At 70.4% G+C, this 18,309-nt stretch carries 19 protein-coding genes; 9 read left to right on the top strand and 10 right to left on the bottom strand.

Features of this window, described 5'->3' with window-relative positions; all coding sequences use genetic code 11:
* Positions 1–2: 2 nt before the first annotated feature.
* Both WG921_RS10610 and WG921_RS10605 read right to left on the bottom strand, forming a co-directional pair.
* The gene (locus tag WG921_RS10610) at positions 3–1,322 is read right to left on the bottom strand and encodes an NAD(P)/FAD-dependent oxidoreductase (protein ID WP_340109203.1); all 1,320 of its coding nucleotides are present in this window, start codon (positions 1,320–1,322) and stop codon (positions 3–5) included.
* Between the two features lie 294 nt (positions 1,323–1,616).
* Positions 1,617–1,895: a hypothetical protein gene (locus tag WG921_RS10605; protein WP_340109202.1), complete on the bottom strand. Its 279-nt coding sequence runs from the start codon at positions 1,893–1,895 to the stop codon at positions 1,617–1,619.
* A gap of 165 nt (positions 1,896–2,060) precedes the next feature.
* On the opposite strand from WG921_RS10605, the gene WG921_RS10600 reads away from it, so the two are divergent.
* The 3 genes from WG921_RS10600 to WG921_RS10590 are packed head-to-tail and all read left to right on the top strand — an operon-like array spanning position 2,061 to position 5,666.
* Positions 2,061–2,909, top strand: coding sequence for a fumarylacetoacetate hydrolase family protein (locus WG921_RS10600; protein ID WP_340109201.1), 849 nt, complete (start codon positions 2,061–2,063; stop codon positions 2,907–2,909).
* A 49-nt stretch (positions 2,910–2,958) separates the two neighbouring features.
* Entirely contained in the window at positions 2,959–3,957 is a 999-nt protein-coding gene (locus WG921_RS10595; protein WP_340109200.1) for an Ldh family oxidoreductase, read from the top strand.
* Entirely contained in the window at positions 3,954–5,666 is a 1,713-nt protein-coding gene (locus tag WG921_RS10590) for a gamma-glutamyltransferase family protein (protein ID WP_340109199.1), read from the top strand. Before WG921_RS10595 ends, WG921_RS10590 begins: the two co-directional genes overlap by 4 nt.
* A 3-nt stretch (positions 5,667–5,669) precedes the next feature.
* Here WG921_RS10590 and WG921_RS10585 read toward each other — a convergent pair whose 3' ends face one another.
* Positions 5,670–6,431 carry a GNAT family N-acetyltransferase gene (locus WG921_RS10585; RefSeq protein ID WP_340109198.1) on the bottom strand — a complete coding sequence of 254 codons (762 nt, stop codon included), beginning with the start codon at positions 6,429–6,431 and terminating at the stop codon, positions 5,670–5,672.
* 97 nt (positions 6,432–6,528) lie between these two features.
* Here WG921_RS10585 and msrB point away from each other — a divergent pair, with 97 nt between their 5' ends.
* On the top strand, positions 6,529–6,930 hold the full coding sequence (gene msrB, locus WG921_RS10580; RefSeq protein WP_340109197.1) for a peptide-methionine (R)-S-oxide reductase MsrB: 402 nt from the start codon (positions 6,529–6,531) through the stop codon (positions 6,928–6,930).
* A gap of 34 nt (positions 6,931–6,964) precedes the next feature.
* Here the strand turns inward: msrB and WG921_RS10575 are convergent, their stop codons facing one another.
* Positions 6,965–7,804, bottom strand: a complete 840-nt coding sequence (locus WG921_RS10575) for a class I SAM-dependent methyltransferase (protein ID WP_340109196.1) — start codon at positions 7,802–7,804, stop codon at positions 6,965–6,967.
* 48 nt (positions 7,805–7,852) lie between these two features.
* Here WG921_RS10575 and WG921_RS10570 point away from each other — a divergent pair, with 48 nt between their 5' ends.
* The 4 genes from WG921_RS10570 to WG921_RS10555 all read left to right on the top strand — a co-directional run bounded on the left by WG921_RS10570 (position 7,853) and on the right by WG921_RS10555 (position 11,340).
* Positions 7,853–8,509, top strand: coding sequence for a pyrimidine 5'-nucleotidase (locus tag WG921_RS10570; RefSeq protein WP_340109195.1), 657 nt, complete (start codon positions 7,853–7,855; stop codon positions 8,507–8,509).
* A gap of 1 nt (position 8,510) precedes the next feature.
* Positions 8,511–8,849, top strand: a complete 339-nt coding sequence (locus tag WG921_RS10565) for an ArsC/Spx/MgsR family protein (RefSeq protein WP_340109194.1) — start codon at positions 8,511–8,513, stop codon at positions 8,847–8,849.
* A 39-nt stretch (positions 8,850–8,888) separates the two neighbouring features.
* Entirely contained in the window at positions 8,889–10,082 is a 1,194-nt protein-coding gene (locus WG921_RS10560; RefSeq protein WP_340109193.1) for an FAD-dependent oxidoreductase, read from the top strand.
* Positions 10,083–10,143: 61 nt separating this feature from the next.
* Positions 10,144–11,340, top strand: coding sequence for a trans-sulfuration enzyme family protein (locus WG921_RS10555; RefSeq protein WP_340109192.1), 1,197 nt, complete (start codon positions 10,144–10,146; stop codon positions 11,338–11,340).
* On the opposite strand, the gene WG921_RS10550 is transcribed toward WG921_RS10555, so the two are convergent.
* Complete coding sequence (locus tag WG921_RS10550; RefSeq protein ID WP_413788580.1) at positions 11,337–12,458, bottom strand: pyridoxal-phosphate dependent enzyme; 1,122 nt, start codon at positions 12,456–12,458, stop codon at positions 11,337–11,339. The genes WG921_RS10555 and WG921_RS10550 overlap by 4 nt on opposite strands.
* A gap of 60 nt (positions 12,459–12,518) precedes the next feature.
* Here WG921_RS10550 and WG921_RS10545 point away from each other — a divergent pair, with 60 nt between their 5' ends.
* A complete protein-coding gene (locus WG921_RS10545) occupies positions 12,519–13,307 on the top strand; it encodes an enoyl-CoA hydratase (protein ID WP_340109191.1) in 789 nt (262 codons plus the stop codon).
* Positions 13,308–13,319: 12 nt separating this feature from the next.
* Here WG921_RS10545 and WG921_RS10540 read toward each other — a convergent pair whose 3' ends face one another.
* The 5 genes from WG921_RS10540 to WG921_RS10520 form a co-directional block, all read right to left on the bottom strand.
* Positions 13,320–14,693, bottom strand: coding sequence for a TRAP transporter large permease (locus WG921_RS10540; protein WP_340109190.1), 1,374 nt, complete (start codon positions 14,691–14,693; stop codon positions 13,320–13,322).
* Positions 14,694–14,695: 2 nt separating this feature from the next.
* Complete coding sequence (locus WG921_RS10535; protein WP_340109189.1) at positions 14,696–15,322, bottom strand: TRAP transporter small permease; 627 nt, start codon at positions 15,320–15,322, stop codon at positions 14,696–14,698.
* 88 nt (positions 15,323–15,410) lie between these two features.
* Positions 15,411–16,412, bottom strand: a complete 1,002-nt coding sequence (locus WG921_RS10530) for a TRAP transporter substrate-binding protein (RefSeq protein ID WP_340109188.1) — start codon at positions 16,410–16,412, stop codon at positions 15,411–15,413.
* A gap of 183 nt (positions 16,413–16,595) precedes the next feature.
* Entirely contained in the window at positions 16,596–17,543 is a 948-nt protein-coding gene (locus WG921_RS10525) for a dimethyl sulfoxide reductase anchor subunit family protein (RefSeq protein WP_340109187.1), read from the bottom strand.
* Positions 17,544–18,284: a 4Fe-4S dicluster domain-containing protein gene (locus WG921_RS10520; protein ID WP_340109186.1), complete on the bottom strand. Its 741-nt coding sequence runs from the start codon at positions 18,282–18,284 to the stop codon at positions 17,544–17,546.
* Positions 18,285–18,309: the final 25 nt, after the last annotated feature.

Here is an 18,309-nt window from a genome sequence, read left to right as displayed (position 1 = left end):
GGTCACTCCGCCGCCACGTCGAACTCCCGGGTGAGCGACGGGCCGAGATCGCGCGCCCAGACGGGCCGCGCGTCCAACGCCTCCGTGACCCGAAGGCCGGATTTCACCGCATCCTCGTGGAAGCCCCAGCCGAGCCACGCCCCGGCGTACCAGTATCCGCCCCGCCCCTGAATCTCGTCCATCCGCGCCTGCGCGGCGAAGGCCGCCTCGTCATAGCAGGGATGCGCATAGTCGAAGGCCGCGACCGTGAGCGCGGGATCAGGCTCGCGGGCGCCGTTCAGGGTGACGAAGTAATTCTCCTTTACAGATAGGCCCTGAAGCCGATTCATCCAATAGGTGAGCGTGACCGGCTGCCCCGCCGCGCCGCCCGCATCGCCCTCGAACAGCATCGACCATGACGACCAGACCTTCCGGCGCCGCGGCATCATGCTCGGGTCGCGGTGCAGCACCGCGCGGTTTCGCGTGGTGTGGAACGCGCCGAGAAGCGCCCGCTCCTCCGGGTCCTGGTCGGTTATCAGCGCCGCGGTCTCCGGCGCGTGCCCGGCGAAGACCACATGATCGAAGAGCCCCTCGGAGCCATCGGCGAACCGAAGCTCGACCCGGGCGCCGACCCGGCGCGCCGCGACGACGTCGACGTTCTTTCGCGCGCGGCCGGACAGGCGGGCGACGATCTCGCCGACATAGACCTGCGCGCCGCCGGCCACCGTTCGCCATTGCATCGCCGCCGCGAGCCCGGTGAACAGGTCGTGATTGGCGAAGAAGCTGACGAAATTCGCCGCCGGAAAGGCCAGCATCCGCTCCGCCGGCGTCGACCAGATCGCGCTCCCCATCGGCAGGATGAACCGCTCCCGGAACCAGGCGCCGAAGCGGCGCTCCGTCAGCCATTCGCCAAGGGTCAGCCCGGACAGCGCCCCGGAGGCGAGGTCGCGCGGCGCCAGCTTCACAAACCGCATCACGTCGCGAAAACCGAGCAGAAACCGCGGGTTGAAGACGTTCCTTCGCTGCGCGAAAATCTTGTCCAGGTTGTCGCAGGCGTATTCGAACCGCCCTTCCTGCAGCGAAAACCCGAAGGACATGTCCGACGCTTTCGTCGGCGTGCCGAGATGGGCGAACATGGCTGAAAGATTGGGGTAGTTGGTGTCGTTATAGACGATGAACCCGGTGTCGACCGCGACGCGCTCGCCCTCCGTCTCGGCGATCACGGTGTTGGCGTGGCCGCCGAACCGGTCCGCCTTTTCAAACAGCAGCACGTCATGCCGGTCCGACAGGGCCAGCGCCGCGCCGAGACCCGCGGCCCCCGATCCCACGACTGCGATTTTCAAGAATCCATCTCCCTCACCCCTCGCCCGGACCGGGCCCGGTCTCGCCTCACGTCCGCGTCCGCCCCGCCGGGCGGGGTCTCGTCCGCCGGGCGCCAGCCGTCGCTCTTATCGGGTTTTCGGTGGAAGCGGGTAAAAAGTTTCGGCGCGCCGTCTCACGAGTCGCGCAGCGCCCCCGCGGTTTTCACCGCGAGGCGGCGGCGCGGCCCCTCCCGCGCGCCAGCCCGCCGGCGACGTTTCGATCGCGCGCCCCGCCGCCCGGCGCGGCCCCCGACGCCCGAAAACGACGCGGCGCCGCTAATTCGCCCTGACATAGACGACATCGGCCTTGTCGTCGCCCATCTTCTCGGCGCGGCCCGGGCGGGCGCGCGTCGACGATGGCGGCGCCAGCTCGACCTTTTTCATCCGGCAGAGCTCGAACGGCGCGCCGGCGCTGTCGAATATGATCCGGCATCCGGCCAGTTTCGCCATGTCGACCGTCGTCTCCGCGCCGGATTCGTCATGAACCGGGATGGTGTCCGCCGACGCGCCGAACGCGAGCAGGGCGGCGGCGGAAACCGCAATGAAACGCAGCATGGACTCTCTCCTCGATCCGCTGGGTCCGGGAAAATGATAACACGGGTTAAGATTCGGTCCAGAACCAATGCCGCCATGGCCAAACCCGCGCCCGCGCCTTGCCGGTGTGATGCGGAGCGACTATGCACAATCTCTCATCGCCACATCAAACGAAGGACAGCGCTGATGAAATTGCTGCGACATGGGCCGAAGGGCCAGGAGAAACCCGGCGCCCTCGACGCCGATGGCGTGATCCGCGACCTGAGCGGCGTGACGGCGGACTTCGCCGGCGAGACCGTCTCGCTCGCCGCGATCGACAAGCTTCGGAGCGTCGATCTCTCCACGCTTCCCGCGGTCGACGCCTCCGCCCGGATCGGCTCCTGCGTCGCGACGACGCCGAATTTCTATTGCATCGGCCTGAATTACGCCAAGCACGCGGCCGAGACCGGCGCGAAGACCCCGGCGGAGCCGATCCTGTTCTCCAAGGCCTCCTCCGCGCTCTGCGGGCCTTATGACGACGTGATCATCCCCAAGGACAGCATCAAGCCCGACTGGGAGATCGAGCTCGGCGTGGTCATCGGCGCCCATGTGGAGCATGTCTCGGAGGCCGACGCGCTGTCGGTCGTCGCCGGCTACTGCACGATCAACGACGTCTCCGAGCGGCACTTCCAGACCGAGCGCGGCGGCCAGTGGATCAAGGGAAAATCCGCCCCTACATTCGGCCCGACCGGCCCCTGGCTGGTGACCGCCGATGAAGTGGCCGACCCGCAGAACCTCGATGTCTTCTGCGAGGTCTCCGGCCAGATGATGCAGAACTCCTCGACCTCGGACATGATCTTCTCGGTGCGGGAGATCATCAGCTACATGTCGCGGTTCATGGCGCTTCAGCCCGGCGACATCATCGCCACCGGCACGCCGGAAGGCGTCGGCATGGGCATGAAGCCGCCGCGCTGGCTGAAGCCGGGGGACGTTATGCGCCTCGGCGTGCAGGGCCTCGGCGAGCAGCGCCAGAACGTCGTCGCCTACGCAGGTTGAGCCGGGGCGGAACCGGGCCTAGGGTTCTTCGCGCCGCGAAGGAGACCCCATGAGCCAGACCCGCCTCACGCTTGACGAAGTGACGACCCTCGCCCTCGCCGCCCTTCGGGCCGCGGGGGCGGATGACGCCAACGCCGCCGCGCTCGCCCGCACCATGTGGCGGGCGGAGCGGGACGGCGCCAAATCCCACGGCCTGTTCCGCACGCCCGGCTACGCTCTCGCGATCAGCTCCGGAAAGGCGAACGGCCGCGCCCGGCCCACGATCACCGCCCGCGACGGCGCCGTCATCCGCATGGACGGCGACCGCGGCTTCGCCTGCCGCGCCCACGAGACCGGCCTGCCCGCGCTCGCCGACGCGGCCCGCGAGTTCGGCGTCGCCGCGCTGGCGATCCGGCGCTGCTTTCATTTCGCCGCGCTCTGGCTGGAGGTGGAGACGCTGACCGATCAGGGGCTGGCGGCGATGGCGGTCTGCTCCTCGCCGCCCTATGTCCACGCCGCCGGCGGAACGCGGCGCGTGTTCGGCACCAATCCGATGGCCTTCGGCTGGCCCCGCGTCGGAAAGCCGCCGATGATCTTCGATCAGGCGTCCTCCACGACCGCGCGGGGCGAGCTCTCGATCGCCGCGCGCGACGGCCATCAGGCGCCGCCGGGCGCCGGAATCGGCCCCGACGGCGCGCCGACGACGGACCCGGCCGCGATCCTCGCCGGCGCGCAATCGCCGTTCGGCGGCTACAAGGGCGCGTCGATCGCGCTGATGGTGGATCTTCTCGCCGGCCCGTTGATCGGCGAGCTCACCTCGCTCGAAACCGGAGCGGCGGATAACGGCGTCGGCCCCGCGATCGGCGGCCAGCTCATTCTCGCCTTCGCGCCGGAACGCTTCGGCGGCGCCGACGCCGCCGCGCATGGCGAGCGGCTGTTCGAGGCGCTTCTGGAGGAGCCCGGCGTACGCCTTCCCGGCGCGCGGCGCGCCGAGACGCGGGCCAGGACGCCCGCCGAAGGCGTGCTCATCCCCACGACGCTCTATGACGAGATCCGGAACCTCGCGTGAGATACGCCGCCCTTCTCGCGCTCGCGCTCCCCTTCGCCGCGCTCGCGGAGCAGCCGCCGCAGCCCGAGACGACCTTCGCCGTCCAGCCGGCGGCGGAGACCGAGGCCGCGCGCTACATGGTCATCGCCGCGCATCCGCTCGCGGCCGAGGCCGGGCGCGCGATGCTGGCCGCGGGCGGGACCGCCGCCGACGCCGCCATCGCGGCGCAACTCGTGCTGACCCTGGTCGAGCCGCAAAGCTCCGGCCTCGGCGGCGGCGCGTTCGCGCTCTACTGGGACGCGGCGGCGCGGCGCCTGACCACCTATGACGGCCGCGAGACCGCGCCGCTCGCCGCCGGCCCGGACTACTGGCTCGACGAGGACGGCGCGCCCCTCGCCTGGCGCGCCGCGGTTCCGGGCGGCAAGTCGGTCGGCGCGCCGGGGACGCCGGCGCTTCTGCAATATCTCCATGACCGCCACGGCGCGCTCCCCCTTCCGGCCCTCGCGACGCCGGCCATCGCCCTCGCCGAGACCGGCTTCACCGTCTCGCCCCGGCTGGCGGCCTCGATCGCGGAAGCGGCGGAGAGCCTCGCGCCCTTCCCCGCCGCCGCGGCCTATTTCACCCCCGGCGGCGCGCCGCTCGCCGCCGGCGACACGCTGAAGAATCCGGCGCTGGCCGAGACGCTCCGCCGCTTCGCCAGCGAGGGCGCGGCGCCCTTCTACGCCGGCGATCTCGCCGAAGCGGTGGTGCGCGCGGTTCGCGCCGCGCCGATCAATCCGGGCCGCCTGAGCATGGCGGATCTCGCCGCCTATGAGGTGAAGACCCGCCCCGCGATCTGCCATCCCTACCGCGACCTCACGGTCTGCGGCATGGGGCCGCCCTCCTCCGGCGCGCTGACCGTCGGGCAGATCCTGATGATGCTCGACCATCACGATCTCGGCGCCGCGCCGACCCCGGCCGCCTGGCGGCTCTACGCCGAGGCCTCCCGGCTCGCCTTCGCCGACCGCGGGCTCTACATCGCCGACAGCGACTTCACCGCCCTGCCCGAAGGGTTGCTCGATCCGGATTACATGGCGGCCCGCGCCAGGCTGATCTCCCCTGAGAGGGCCGGCGCGGCGGCCCCCGGCCGGCCGCCATGGAAGGAAGGCGCGCTCCGCGCCCCCGACGCCAGCCGCGAGCGCCCCGGCACCAGCCAGATCGTGATCCGCGACGCCTCCGGCGACATCCTCTCGATGACGACGACGATCGAGACCGGCTTTGGCGGCAGACTGATGGCCAACGGCTATCTTCTGAACAACGAGCTCACCGATTTCAGCTTCGCGCCGGAGGCGGCCGGCGCCCCCGTCGCCAACCGCGTCGAGGGCGGCAAGCGCCCGCGCTCGTCCATGGCGCCGACCATCGCCTTCCGGGGCGGGCGCCCCGCCTACGCGCTCGGCTCTCCCGGCGGCTCGCGCATCATCGGCTATGTCGCCGCCGCCCTGATCGGGCTGGTCGACTGGGGGATGAGCCCGGCCGAGGCCGCGGCGCTCGGCCATGTCACGGCGGCGGGCGCGGCCGTCGATCTCGAGGAGGGAACCGCCGCCGCCGCTCTCGCCGCCGACATGCGCGCGTTCGGGCTGGAGCCGCGCGTCAGGAACATGAACTCCGGCCTCGCGATCCTGCGGATCGAGGACGGGGTCCTGACCGGCGCCGCCGATCCCCGCCGCGAGGGCGTCGCGCTCGGGGAGTGACGCTCAGCCGCCCCGCAGGAGCCGCGCCCGCATGCGCGCCGCCCGCGCGACCTCCAGCCCGGTGAACACATGCAGCGTGCCGAGATCCTCGTCCACGACCGCATGATCCGAGACCCAGCCGCCCATCGCCAGATAGGCCCGCAGGAGCGGCGGCATCGTCATCAGCGCGCGCCTCATCTCCGGGCGGCGGGACCGGAGGCGCCGGGCGAAGGGAAAGACCTTCGGCGCCTTGGCCCGCGGCCGCCACCGCGCCGGCGCGAGATGGCGCGCCTTCAGGAGCGCGAACGCGTCCGTATAGGCGCCCGCGTCGATCCCCTCGAAGCTGGAGCAGCCGAACAGCATGCCCGCGCCCCGCGCCTCGACATGGGCGGCGAGCGCCATCCATGCGAGCCGGATCACCCCCGGCTCTCTGCGCCAGGCCTCATGGACGCAGAACCGCCCGATCTCGATCATCGGCGCCGGATAGGCGCGAAGCCCGGCCAGATCGTAGAACTGCGCCGAATAGGACCGGCCGATCTCCGCCCCGGACCGGAGCGGCAGCATCCGGAAACAGCAGATCAGCGCGCCCGTCGCCCTGTCCTCGACCAGCATATGCGCGCAGATCCGGTCCAGACGGTCGGCGTCGAGCCCCGCCGCGCGCGCGCCTTGCGCCGCCGCGCCCCGCCCGGCGACGAAACCGGAATAGCGAAGCCTCTGCGCCGCCTTCAGGTCGGCGTCGTCGCTCGCCAGCCGCGCCGCGAGGCCGCCGCGCGCAAGGATCATCATCGCCTCCGCCTCCCGCTCAGGGTGTTTCGCCCGTCCGTCCGATGCCTTATAGAGGCTCCGACACGCACATGATGACGCCGTGCCGGAGAAATCGGAAATGAGCAAGATCGTGAAAACAGACGCCGAATGGCGGGCGCAACTCAGCCCCGAAGCCTACGAAGTCACGCGCCGGGCCGGCACCGAGCGGCCGGGCTCCCATAACGACTTCCCGAAAGCGCCGGGCACCTTTCGCTGCACCTGCTGCGGCGCGCCCCTCTTCGACGCCGAAGCGAAATTCGAGAGCACCTGCGGCTGGCCCAGCTTCGACCAGCCGCTCGCGCCGACGGCGGTCGAGGAGAAGGAGGACACCTCCCACTCCATGCGGCGGACCGAAATCATCTGCGCGCGCTGCGACGCGCATCTCGGCCACGTCTTCCCCGACGGGCCGACCGAGACCGGGCTCCGCTATTGCATGAACGGCGTGGCGATGGCCTTCGACCCCGACGGCGCCGAGAGCTAAGCCCCCGACCGGACGTCGGGTCCGGCGCGTCAGATCAGGCGCGCGCCGTGACCACCCAACCGGCCGCCGCCGCCTCGACCTCGCCGGCGGCGGCGCGCTCGGTCATCGCCGCGCGCACCGCCGTCTCGACGCGCTCCAGCGTCGCCGCCGGCAGGTCCTTCAGCCGGCTGGCCAGCGGCCCGATCTCGAGCGCGAAGCGCACCGCGGCCTCGACCGGGTCGTCCGCCATCCCCGCGCCGAGCCGGACCCGCCGATCGACAGGCGCCCAGGCGACGTCCCGCCACCCGGCCTCCGTCAGGATCGGCGCGAAGCTCTCCTCCGGCTCGGACCACGCGAACGGGCCCGGCGCGCGCCGGTCGGCCGGCGGCGCGGGCGGCAGGTGCGGCTTGGCCGCGTTCAGCGCCAGCGTCGCCCATTCGTTTTCCCGCGGCGTCCGCCAGCAGGCGATGGCGAGCGGCGCGCCCGGCGCCATCGCCCGCCGGAGATGCGCGTACGCCGCCACGGGCTCGTCGAAGAACATCGCCCCGAACTGGGAGAAGAGCCCCTCCAGCGGCGCGTCGAAGGTCGCCTCGGCCGCATCCGCGCACCGGAACTCGGCCATGCGCGCCGGGCCGCATTCCGCGTTCCGCCGCGCCAGCGCATGGGCGATCAGATCCGGCGAGACGTCGACGCCGATCGCCCGCGCGCCGAGGCGCGCCAGCTTGAACGTGCTCGCGCCGGCGCCGCAGCCGAGATCGAGGACGCGCCGCCCCTCGATCGCGCCGAGCGCCGCGATCGCCGCGTCGCCGAACGGGCCGAGCAGCGGCCCCATCACATCCGTCAGCCGCGCCCAGTTCTCCCCGAGCGCGCCTTTCCAGTCAGATTTCGCCGCCATCGCGCCTCTCCATTGCCTCCGCGTGAGGTTATCCGATATGACCCTCCCATGCCTCACATGCTTTTCCGCACCGCGCATGCATGGGTCTTCGACCTCGACAACACGCTCTATCCGCCTTCCGCCCTTCTCTTCGAGCAAATCGTCGTGAAGATGACGGCCTTCGTCATGCGGACGGTCGGCGTCGACGAGGCCGAGGCGCAACGGCTCCGGCGCGAATATTGGCGGCGCTACGGCACCACGCTCTCCGGGCTCATGGAGGTGCACGGCGTCGATCCCACGCCCTTCCTCGACGACGTTCACGACATCGACCTCTCCGCGCTCACGAAGGACGCGGCGCTCGCCGACGCCATCGCGGCGTTGCCCGGCCGCAAGATCGTCTACACCAACGGCTCGCGCGGCCACGCCGATCAGGTGCTCGCCGCGCGCGGGCTGACCGGCGTTTTCGACGCGCGCTACGGGGTGGAGGACGCGGGCTATCGGCCGAAACCCGAACGCGCGGCCTTCGAGCGGGTGTTCGCCGCCGACGGGCTCGCCCCGCAGGGGGCGGTGATGGTGGAGGACGACCTCCGCAACCTCGCCGCGCCGCGCGAACTCGGGATGCGGACCCTCTGGGTCACCGACGAAGCCGAGCCGGAGCCGGACGCGCGCGCCGACGCCGCGACCGCCGATCTCACCGAATTTCTGACGCGCGTGCGGGAGCGATGACATGATCCGGCTTTTCGGCCTCAAGAATTGCGACACATGCCGGAAGGCGCTGAAGGAGTTGAGCGCCGCCGGGCGCGAGACCGCCTTCATCGACATCCGCGCCGAGGCGGGCGAGGCGGATATCGACCGCTGGCTCGCCGGGGCCGGCGCCGCCGCGCTCATCAACCGGCGCTCCGCCACCTGGCGCGGGCTGAGCGCCGCCGAGCGCGAAGCCGCGGAGGGCGCCGGCGCGCGCGGCGCGCTCATCGCCCATCCCGCGCTGATCAAGCGGCCGGTGATCGAAGCCGGGGGCGCGCTCTTCATCGGCTGGGACGCCGCGGCGCGCGCCGCGCTGCTCTGACGCGATGCGCCCGCGGTCTCGCGGAGGTAAGGAGCCGGCATGAGCGACGAGATCGACATCCTGGTGGTCGGCGGCGGTGTCGCGGGCCTCTCCGCGGCGGCCGTCTTCGCCGATTCGGGGCGGCGCGTGCTCTGCATCGACCGGGCGCCGGCCGGCGCCGGCGCGCGGGACACGCGCACCGCCGCGCTGTTTCGCCCGGCGGTGGACCTGCTCGAGCGGGCCGGCGTCTGGCCGCTCCTCGCGGCCGAGACCGCGCGCCTCGAGGTCATGCGCCTCATCGACGCCGGCGGACGCGAGAACAGGCCGCGCGAGACCGGCGATTTCGACTCCGAGGAGATCGGCCTCTCGTCCTTCGGCTGGAACGTCCCCAACGCCGCCCTCCGCGTCGCGCTGGAGGCGCGGCTCGCGGCGCTGCCCTCCGCCGCGCTCAGGCATGGCGCCGCGATCGAGGCGCTGACGGCGCGGCGCGACATCGCCATCGCCCGGCTCTCGACCGGAGAGAGCGTCCGCGCGAAGCTGGTGATCGGCGCCGACGGGCGCGAGAGCCGCGTGCGCGAGCTGGTGGAGATCGGCGCGCGCCGCTGGGGCTACGGGCAGAAGGCGCTGGTCTTCACCGTCTCTCAGGAGAGGCCCCACTCGAACACGTCGATCGAGATCCACCGGACCGGCGGCCCGTTCACCCTCGTGCCCATGCCGGACGGCCCGGGGCCGGACGGCGCCGTCGGGCCGCGCTCCTCCGTCGTCTGGATGGAGCGGGCGGCGGAGGCGGACCGGCTCGCCGCGCTTGACGACGCCGCGTTCGACGGCGCGCTGAACGCGCGCGCGCTCGGCGTCTTCGGCGCGCTTCACGCCACGACGCCGCGCGCCGCCTGGCCGATCATCTCGCTTCTCGCCTCGCGGCTGACCCGCCCCCGCGTCGCGCTGATCGCGGAGGCCGCGCATGTCGCGCCGCCGATCGGGGCGCAGGGGCTGAACATGTCGCTCGCCGACATCGCCGCCCTGCTCGACGCGACAGCCGCCGAAGACGACCCGGGCGCGCCCGCCGCCCTCCGCCGCTATCAGCGCCGCTGGCCGGAGCTCGCCGTCCGCGTCGCCGGGATCGACGCGCTGAACCGGGCGGCGATGACCGGCGCGCAGCCGCTCCGGGACCTCCGCCGGCTCGGCCTCGGCGCGCTGATCCGGGCGCGGCCGGCGCGGCGCGCGGCCATGCGCTTCGGCCTCGGCGGCCGCTAGGCCCGCCCTCTTCGCCGGGCGGCGCTTGACAGGCGCGAATCCGAGGCGTCAATTCCGCGGCATGACCAAGGATCACCGCTCCGTCACCCGCCGCTCGGCCGCGCCCGCCTCCATCTCCCGGCCGGTCTCATCGCCGATACACACCTCCGTCGTCTACCGCTCGACCGACGCGGACGAGCTGGACGCCCAATATGACGGGCGGGTCGAAGGCTACACCTACGCCCGCGAGGGCCAGCCGAACGCGACCATCGTCGCCGAAAAGATCGACTGGCTCGAAGGGGTGAAGCCGGAATGGGGGCGCGGAATCGTCACCGGATCCGGCATGGCCGCGATCTCGACCGTGATCCTCGCGGCGCTCAGGAAGGGCGACCATATCGTCGCCGGAGACCAGCTCTACGGCCGTTCGCTCCGCCTGATGACCGACGATCTGCCCCGGCTCGGCTTCGAGATCACCCTCGCGGACCCGACCGACGCCGCCTCGGTGAAGGCGGCGCTCCGGCCGGAGACGCGCCTGATTCTGATGGAGGTCGTCTCCAACCCCACGCTCCGCGTCGCCGACATGACCGGGATCGCCGCGCTGGCGAAGGAGTCCGGCGCGCTCCTCGCCGTGGACAACACCTTCACCACCCCGCGCGGCTGGCGCCCGTTCGAGCATGGCGCGGACATCGTCATCCACTCGCTGACCAAGCTCCTCGCCGGCCATTCCGACGCGCTGCTCGGCTACGCGGCGGCGCGCGACCCGGCGCTGAACACCGCGCTCTACGACACCGCCGTCACCTGGGGCTTCTCGCCTTCGCCGTTCGATTGCTGGCTGGCGGAACGGGGGCTGGCGACCTTCGAATTGCGCTATGACCGGGCCGCGTCGACCGCGGCGCGCCTCGCCGACGCGCTCGCCGGCATGAAGGGCGTGAAACGGGTGATCTATCCCGGCCGGAGCGATCATCCCGACCACAACCGCGCCGGCGATCTCCTTGACGGGCGGTTCGGCAACATGGTCTGCTTCACCCTCGATGGCGGGCGCGACGTGGTGAACGCGTTCCTTCGCGCCGCGGAGCATATCCCGTTCGCGCCGACGCTCGGCGATGTCGGCACCACCCTCACGCACCCCGCCTCCTCCTCGCATCGCGGCCTCGCCCCGGCGCGCCGGGAGGCCCTCGGCATCGAGGAAGGCTTCATCCGCGTCTCGGTCGGCGTCGAGGACCCAGAGCTCCTGATCGGCGAGATCGACGCCGCCGTCGCCGCCTCGCGGCGGGGTTAGCTCTCGGCGGCCTCGGTGAGATAGAGCAGGACCGAGCTCTCCCGGGTCACCCCGAACGCGCCCCCGGCCGCGAGCAGCCCGGCGAGACCGGCCGCGCCGGAGGGCGTCGTCGGGAGCCCGGCCGCGCCCAGCCGCGCCGCCGCCGCCTCCGCCATCGCGTCCGAGATCGTCATGAATCCGTCCGCGGCCGCGGCGAGCGCGATGAGCGCGAGGTGCGACGGCGTCTTGCAGTCGAGCCGCCCCATCGAGGAGTCGGGCCCGGTCGCATCGACCAGCCGCCCCGCCCGGATCGAGCCGATCAGCGCCGGCGCCGCCTCCGGCTCCACCACCACGATCCTTGGCGCCGCGCCCCAGACGCGGCGCGCATGAACCGCGATCGCGGCCGCGATCCCGCCCACTCCGGCCTGAATGAAGAGATGGCTCGGCGGCGCGGGGATCGCCGCCGCCGCCTCCGCCGCCATGATCAGATAGCCCTCCATCACGTCCCGCGCCGGCGCCGCATAGCCCCGCCAGGACGAATCGGAGAGGAGCCGCCAGCCTTCCCGCGCCGCCGCCGCCATCGCCGCCGCCATCGCCGCCTCGTAATTCTCGCCTTCGCGGACCACCTCCGCGCCCCGCTCCCGCAGCCGCGCCGCGAAGCTTTCCGGCACGGTCCGCGCGAGGAAGATCACCGCTCTCGCGCCGAAGACCCGCGCCCCGGCCGCGACCGAGAGCCCGTGATTGCCGGCGGAGGCGCAGACGAAAACCTCCCCCTCCAGCGCCCGCTCCGGCGCGCCCGGCCGGGCAGCCGCCAGCTTGGCGATGGCGTGCGCCGCGCCGAGCGCCTTGAAGCTGCCGAGCCCCATCCGCCCGCGCTCGTCCTTCAGGAACAGGCGGCCGGCGCGCGCCTCCGCGCCAAGCTCCGCCGATTCGCGCAGCGGCGTCGGGGCGGCGACGGGGCAACGCGCGTAAAGCGCCTCCACCGAAGCCGGGTCGGACAGGATCCCGCCGGCCTCCAGCTCATCGGCCCCGGGAAAGCCCGCGCCGCGCCACGGGTTCTCCAGCATCTCCATCTTCATCCCCTTCATCATGCGCGTTCGGACGCCCCCGACCATGGCGCGATTCGCGGCGCGGTTCACCCCCGGCCCTCCCCTCGCGTCCTGTTCATGCTATAAGCCGCGCGCTATGGAGACCGAAAGATGAACCAGGAAAATCCCCCGCTTCTGCTTCGCGAAGATCATGAGGGCGTGGCGACCGTCACGCTGAACCGGCCCGGCGCGCGCAACGCGCTCTCGCGGGCGCTGATGGCGGCGCTGATCGACGCGCTGAACGCCATCGACGCCGACAAGACCATCCGCGTCGTCGTCCTCGCCGGGGCCGGGCCGGGATTCTGCGCCGGGCATGACCTCAAGGAAGTCCGCGCCGACCCGCGCCGCGAGGCTTATGAGGCGCTGTTCGCCGAATGCTCGGCGCTGATGCTCCGGATCCAGTCGCTGCGCCAGCCGGTGATCGCCCAGGTGCACGGCGTCGCCACGGCGGCGGGGTGCCAGCTGGTCGCGACCTGCGATCTCGCGGTCGCGGATCCGCAGGCCCGATTCGCGACGCCCGGGGTCAATATCGGGCTTTTCTGCTCCACGCCGATGGTCGCGCTCTCGCGCGCGGTCGGCCGCAAGATGGCGATGCGGATGCTCCTGACCGGGGAGATGCTCTCCGCCGACGCCGCGCTCGCCGCCGGGCTGATCAGCCATGTCGCGGCGCCCGGCGCGCTCGAGGCCGAGACCGCGGCGCTCGCCGCCGAAATCGCCGGGAAATCCTCGCTCACCCTCGCGATCGGCAAGCGCGCGTTCTACGAGCAGGTGGAGATGCCCCTCGCCGCCGCCTACGCCCATGCGAGCGAGGTGATGACGACAAACATGCTCGCCCGCGACGCCGAGGAGGGGATCGACGCCTTCCTCGAAAAGCGCCCCCCGGTCTGGACCGGGAGCTGACGCAAGGCGGCGCTATTTGGTGATGATCTCCGGCCCCATCGCGATCGTCGGCAGCCAGGTCGAGACGATCGGGACATAGGTGACGATGATCAGGAACAGGAAGAGGATGCCGAGCCACGGCAGCGCCGCCCGGAACACCGCCAGCATCGACATCCCCGCGACGCCGGAGGTGACGAAGAGGTTGAGCCCGACCGGCGGCGTGATCATCCCGATCTCCATGTTCACCACCATGATCACGCCGAGATGAATCGGGTCGATCCCGAGATTGATCGCGATCGGAAACACCAGCGGCGCGACGATCACGATCAGCCCTGACGGCTCCATGAACTGCCCGCCGATCAGCAGGATCAGGTTGACGATGATCAGGAACATCACCGGCCCGAATCCCGCGTCCAGCATCGCGCTGGCGATGCCCTGCGGGATCTGCTGCTCGGTCAGCACCTGCTTCAGGATCAGCGCGGTGGCGATGATGAAGAGCAGCATGACCGTCAGCTTGCCCGCCTCCGTCAGCGTCCGGCGCGTGTCCGCATGGAAGAACGCGGTGAGAAGCGCCTGGGGGCGTTGCAGAAGCGTCAGGTTCCGCCCGTCCTCCCCTTTCAGCGGGCCCATGTCGCAATAGATGAAATTGGCGACGAGGAACGCGTAGACCGCCGCCACCGCCGCCGCCTCCGTCGGCGTGAAGACGCCGCCATAGATGCCGCCAAGGATGATGACGATCAGAAACAGCCCCCACATCGCGCTGAGGCCGCTCGCGAAAATCTCCCGGAACCCGGCGAAGGGTTGCGCGCCGAGCCGCTTCACCCTCGCGTAGATATAGATGCCGGTCATCAGCATCGCCCCGGCGAGCAGCCCCGGGAACACCCCCGCGAGGAACATCCGCCCGACCGAAACGTCGACCGCCGCAGCGTAGACCACCATCACGATCGACGGCGGGATCAGGATGCCGAGCGTGCCGGCGTTGCAGATCACGCCGGCGGCGAACTCCTTGGTGTAGCCCACCTGCGTCATCGCCGCGATGACGATGGAGCCGATCGCCACCACCGTCGCCGGCGAGGAGCCGGAGAGCGCCGCGAACATCATGCAGGCGAACACCCCGGCGATGGCGAGCCCGCCCGGCACATGGCCGACGCAGGCGATGGAGAAGCGGATGATCCGCTGCGCGACCCCGCCGGTGGACATGAAGCTCGACGCCAGGATGAAGAACGGAATCGCCAGCAACGTGTAATGGCCGACGAAGGCCGAGAGCAGAGTCTGCGCGACCGAGGCGAGCGAATCGTCCGAAAAGATCAGCAGGAAAATGATCGAGCAGAACCCGAGCGCGATCGCGATCGGCACGCCGATCAGCAGTAGGACGATGATCGCGGCGAAGAGAAGGGCGGCGGTCATCGTCAGCGCTCCTGCGCGGCGGACGCCGCGGCGTCGTCGATCAGGTCGCCCGCCTCATGGCTGGCGATCACCCGGTCGGCGCGCCCTTTCAGGATCGCCCAGCCCGCCTCGACGAACCTGAGGAACAGAAGCGCCATGCCGACCGGCAGGATGACGTAAGGCAGATAGCGCGGCATCTTTCCGTAGGGCTCGCCGCCATTGGTCAGATCGGCGAGAACCTGCAGGAAGCCCGGCATCGGCACGTCGTTGACCTCGAGGAACGAGGCGGTGGAGGCGAATTTCCACCAGTAATCCCAGCTTCCCTTCAGCATCAGCGCCGAAAACGCGAGGCAGATCAGCACCGAGATCAGCCCGAACAGCCGCCGCGTCCGCGGCTTCAACAGGTCGACCACGACATCCACGCCGAGATGGGCGGTGATCTTCACGCAATAGGAGATCCCGAAAAGCACCAGCCAGGCGAACAGGAACACCGTCGCCTCGAACTGCCAGAGGATGTTGGAGTTGAACACATAGCGCGCGATCACATTGGCGAAGGTGATCAGCGTCATCGCCCAGAGGATCATGGCGATGACGGTCTCTTCGAAAACATTGATCGCCCGGCCGAGTCGGCTTTGCGCCTGATAGGCCATCATACCCCCCTCGGCCGGACGCTTGAGCGCGCCTCGTGGCCTGAAAAAGGGCGGCCCGGCCCGAGGCCGGACCGCCCGAGACGCATGCTCAGTTCACCGCGTTGAAGCTCTGGGCCGCATCGGTCAGCTCGGCCGGAACGTCGTTTTCGAACTTGGACCAGACCGGCTTCATCACCTCGACCCAGGCGGCGCGCTGCTCCGGGGTCAGGGTGCGGACGGTTCCGCCGGCGGCGACGATCGCGGCTTTCGCCTGCTCGTTCACCTCGAAGCTCTCGCTGTTGCGCTCCGCCGTCACCTCGTCGATGATCGACGCAAGTTCGCTCCGGATATCCTCCGGCAGCCCCTGCCAGAACTCCTCCGACGTCACGACGAGATAATCGATCACGCCGTGATTGGTCTCGGTGATTCCATCCTGAACCTCGAAGAACTTCTGGCCGTAGATGTTCGACCAGGTGTTCTCCTGCCCGTCGACCACGCCGGTCTGAAGCGCGCCGTAGACCTCGGAGAAGGCCATCTTCTGCGGGTTCGCGCCGAGCGCCTCGAACTGCGCCTGAAGAACATCCGACTGCTGAATCCGGAATTTCAGCCCCTTGGCGTCTTCCGGCATCAAAAGCGGTTTCTTGGCGGAGAGTTGCTTCATTCCGTTATGCCAGAACGCGAGCCCCTGAATGCCGCGGCTCCGCATCGAATCCAGCATCTTCTGGCCGTATTCGGAATTCTGGAACCCGTCCACCGCGCTGATGTCCTTGAAGACGAACGGCAGGTCGAACAGCCGGAACTGCTTGGTGAAATGCTCGAACTTCGACAGGCTCGGCGCCGCCATCTGCACATCGCCGAGCAGGAGCGCCTCCATCACCTTGTCGTCGTCGTAAAGCTGGGAGTTCGGATAAACGGTCATGCAGACCTTGCCGTTCATCTCCTCGTTGACGCGCGTCTCCAGCAGAGCGGCCGCCAGCCCTTTCGGGTGTTTGTCCACATTGGTGACGTGGCTGAACTTGATTTCGATCTCGCCCGGGTCGCAGGAGGCGAAGGCTGAGCCCGCGCTCACGACGATCGCCGCGGCGATCGCAAAAGAAGTGATATGTCGCATATTGTGCTCCCTGTGTATTGGCCTGACGGTGTGTCTCCACCACTGACTCGCATCATGGCGACGATATGCGGGAGAGCAAGAGAAACCGAAACAAAACGCGGATCTTTGCGCCGCGTCTGCGGTCAGTTCTTGAACACGAGCCGCCTGCGCCCGGCAAGGGCCGCGTCAGCGCTGGCCGTAATGTCAGCGCTGGCCGTAATAGAGGCCGACCACATGCTCCGCCTCCGCGAAGAACAACCAGCGCGAGACCACCATGCCGGCGAAATGCAGCACCAGCGCGAGCGCGAGCCCGATGAGCCCCAGCGTCGGGTTGAGGCCGAACCCGGCCGCGTCGCGGCAGACGATGAACAGGAAGAGCGGCGCGAAAAGGCCGAAGATCACCATGAGCAACGCCAGTCTCTCCGCGTGCTTGCGCCCGACCCGGAACACCATCTCCTTCATCAGGTAGTTCGGCTGGCTGTGCGGCGCCTCAAGCAGCCGGACCCGCCCCAGCGCGCCGAGCCCGGTCGCGCTCTCGGGGCTCGAGCCACCGGTCGCCCCCCCGGTCGCCAGCGTGATCGCCTGCGCGTTCCGCCGATAGACGTAGACCGCCGCGCTCCCGACAAGGAGCGCGAGGCCCATCTCCATCGGCGGCGCGCTCCCGCTCAGCGCCTCGGCCAGCGAGACCGCGATCACCCCGCCGGCGAGCGCGGCGCCGAAATACATCGGCGCGGTGAAGGGCGTCGACCAGCGCGGCACGGTTTTCATCTGCGCGTAGATCATCGCCGTGCAGAACACCGCCAGCACCGCGAGCGCCGACGAGACGACGCCGAGCGCGCGCATCGGCGCCCCGCTCAGCGCCCAGTCCACGGCGTAGAGAAAGAAAACCCCCATCAGCAGGACGGAGACGACCCCCTCCCGGCTCAGCCAGCTGGAGCGCCATTGCGTGAAGGCGAGAAGAAACCGCTGCGGATTGCCGAGATGGAAGGTCGAGGCGAGGAGCCCGCCGCCGGCGAGCGCCAGCGCGACAAGCGCCGTCACCGGCCCGGAGACCGCGCCCGTCGGCCCGAAGCCGAGCCCGAGAAGCGCCATCATGCCGAAGCCGAGCCCCGAAGCGGTGGTGAAGATGATTACGGAGGGGGCGGGATACATTCAGAGTCGCTCCAATGCACGGTCGAGCCAGCCGAGAAACCCCTTCTCCTCCGGCTCCGCCAGCGCGGGGAGGGTGAAGGGCTTGTCCTGGCGGTCGGTCTTCGGGCGCGGCGGAAGATACTTGTTCACCGGTTTCGTCCCCTGCTCCGGCATCAGATCGAAGCCGTTCCGCTCCGCGACGAGGCGGGAGACGTCGCTGTCGGGGTCGCCGAGATCGCCGAAATGGCGCGCGCCGGCCGGGCAGGTCCGCACGCAGGAGGGGATCCGGTCCACCTCGGGGATGTTCTCGTTATAGATCCGGTCGACGCAGAGCGTGCATTTCTTCATCACCCCCGCCGCCGCGTCCATCTCGCGCGCCCCATACGGGCAGGCCCAGGCGCAGAGCCCGCAGCCGATGCAGGCGTCCTCGTCCACGAGAACGATCCCGTCCTCCGAGCGTTTGTAGGAGGCCCCGGTCGGGCAGACCGTGACGCAGGGCGCGTCCTCGCAATGGAGGCAGGATTTCGGGAAATGCGTGACCTGCGCCGGCCCGCTCTCGCCGGTCTCCTCGAAGGTGTGGATGCGGTTGAGAAACGTGCCGACCGTGTCGTCGCCATACGGGTTCTCATCCGAGAGCGGCGCGCCATAGCCGCCGGTGTTCCATTCCTTGCAGCTCACGACGCAGGCGTGGCAGCCGACGCAGGTGTCGAGATCGATGACGAGGCCGAGTTTCACATCGCCGGGGGCCGGCAGCATGGTCATCGCGAAGCTCCTTTTCGTCTTCCGC

This window comes from Paludibacillus litoralis (assembly GCF_037646705.1).
Lineage (GTDB): Bacteria > Pseudomonadota > Alphaproteobacteria > Rhodobacterales > Rhodobacteraceae > Pikeienuella > Pikeienuella litoralis.
Note: the sequence above shows the minus strand (reverse complement) of the source record. Positions and strands in the feature narration are given on the sequence as shown.

What these genes read in the sequence shown, in the direction of transcription:
- WG921_RS10530 (WP_340109188.1), bottom strand. Translation starts at nt 16,412, where the DNA reads ATGCGACATATCACTTCTTTTGCGATCGCCGCGGCGATCGTCGTGAGC.
- WG921_RS10585 (WP_340109198.1), bottom strand. Translation starts at nt 6,431, where the DNA reads ATGATGATCCTTGCGCGCGGCGGCCTCGCGGCGCGGCTGGCGAGCGAC.
- WG921_RS10520 (WP_340109186.1), bottom strand. Translation starts at nt 18,284, where the DNA reads ATGACCATGCTGCCGGCCCCCGGCGATGTGAAACTCGGCCTCGTCATC.
- WG921_RS10605 (WP_340109202.1), bottom strand. Translation starts at nt 1,895, where the DNA reads ATGCTGCGTTTCATTGCGGTTTCCGCCGCCGCCCTGCTCGCGTTCGGC.
- WG921_RS10545 (WP_340109191.1), top strand. Translation starts at nt 12,519, where the DNA reads ATGAACCAGGAAAATCCCCCGCTTCTGCTTCGCGAAGATCATGAGGGC.
- WG921_RS10555 (WP_340109192.1), top strand. Translation starts at nt 10,144, where the DNA reads ATGACCAAGGATCACCGCTCCGTCACCCGCCGCTCGGCCGCGCCCGCC.
- WG921_RS10525 (WP_340109187.1), bottom strand. Translation starts at nt 17,543, where the DNA reads ATGTATCCCGCCCCCTCCGTAATCATCTTCACCACCGCTTCGGGGCTC.
- WG921_RS10535 (WP_340109189.1), bottom strand. Translation starts at nt 15,322, where the DNA reads ATGGCCTATCAGGCGCAAAGCCGACTCGGCCGGGCGATCAATGTTTTC.
- WG921_RS10575 (WP_340109196.1), bottom strand. Translation starts at nt 7,804, where the DNA reads ATGGCGGCGAAATCTGACTGGAAAGGCGCGCTCGGGGAGAACTGGGCG.
- WG921_RS10600 (WP_340109201.1), top strand. Translation starts at nt 2,061, where the DNA reads ATGAAATTGCTGCGACATGGGCCGAAGGGCCAGGAGAAACCCGGCGCC.
- WG921_RS10570 (WP_340109195.1), top strand. Translation starts at nt 7,853, where the DNA reads ATGCCTCACATGCTTTTCCGCACCGCGCATGCATGGGTCTTCGACCTC.
- WG921_RS10560 (WP_340109193.1), top strand. Translation starts at nt 8,889, where the DNA reads ATGAGCGACGAGATCGACATCCTGGTGGTCGGCGGCGGTGTCGCGGGC.
- WG921_RS10540 (WP_340109190.1), bottom strand. Translation starts at nt 14,693, where the DNA reads ATGACCGCCGCCCTTCTCTTCGCCGCGATCATCGTCCTACTGCTGATC.
- WG921_RS10565 (WP_340109194.1), top strand. Translation starts at nt 8,511, where the DNA reads ATGATCCGGCTTTTCGGCCTCAAGAATTGCGACACATGCCGGAAGGCG.
- WG921_RS10595 (WP_340109200.1), top strand. Translation starts at nt 2,959, where the DNA reads ATGAGCCAGACCCGCCTCACGCTTGACGAAGTGACGACCCTCGCCCTC.
- msrB (WP_340109197.1), top strand. Translation starts at nt 6,529, where the DNA reads ATGAGCAAGATCGTGAAAACAGACGCCGAATGGCGGGCGCAACTCAGC.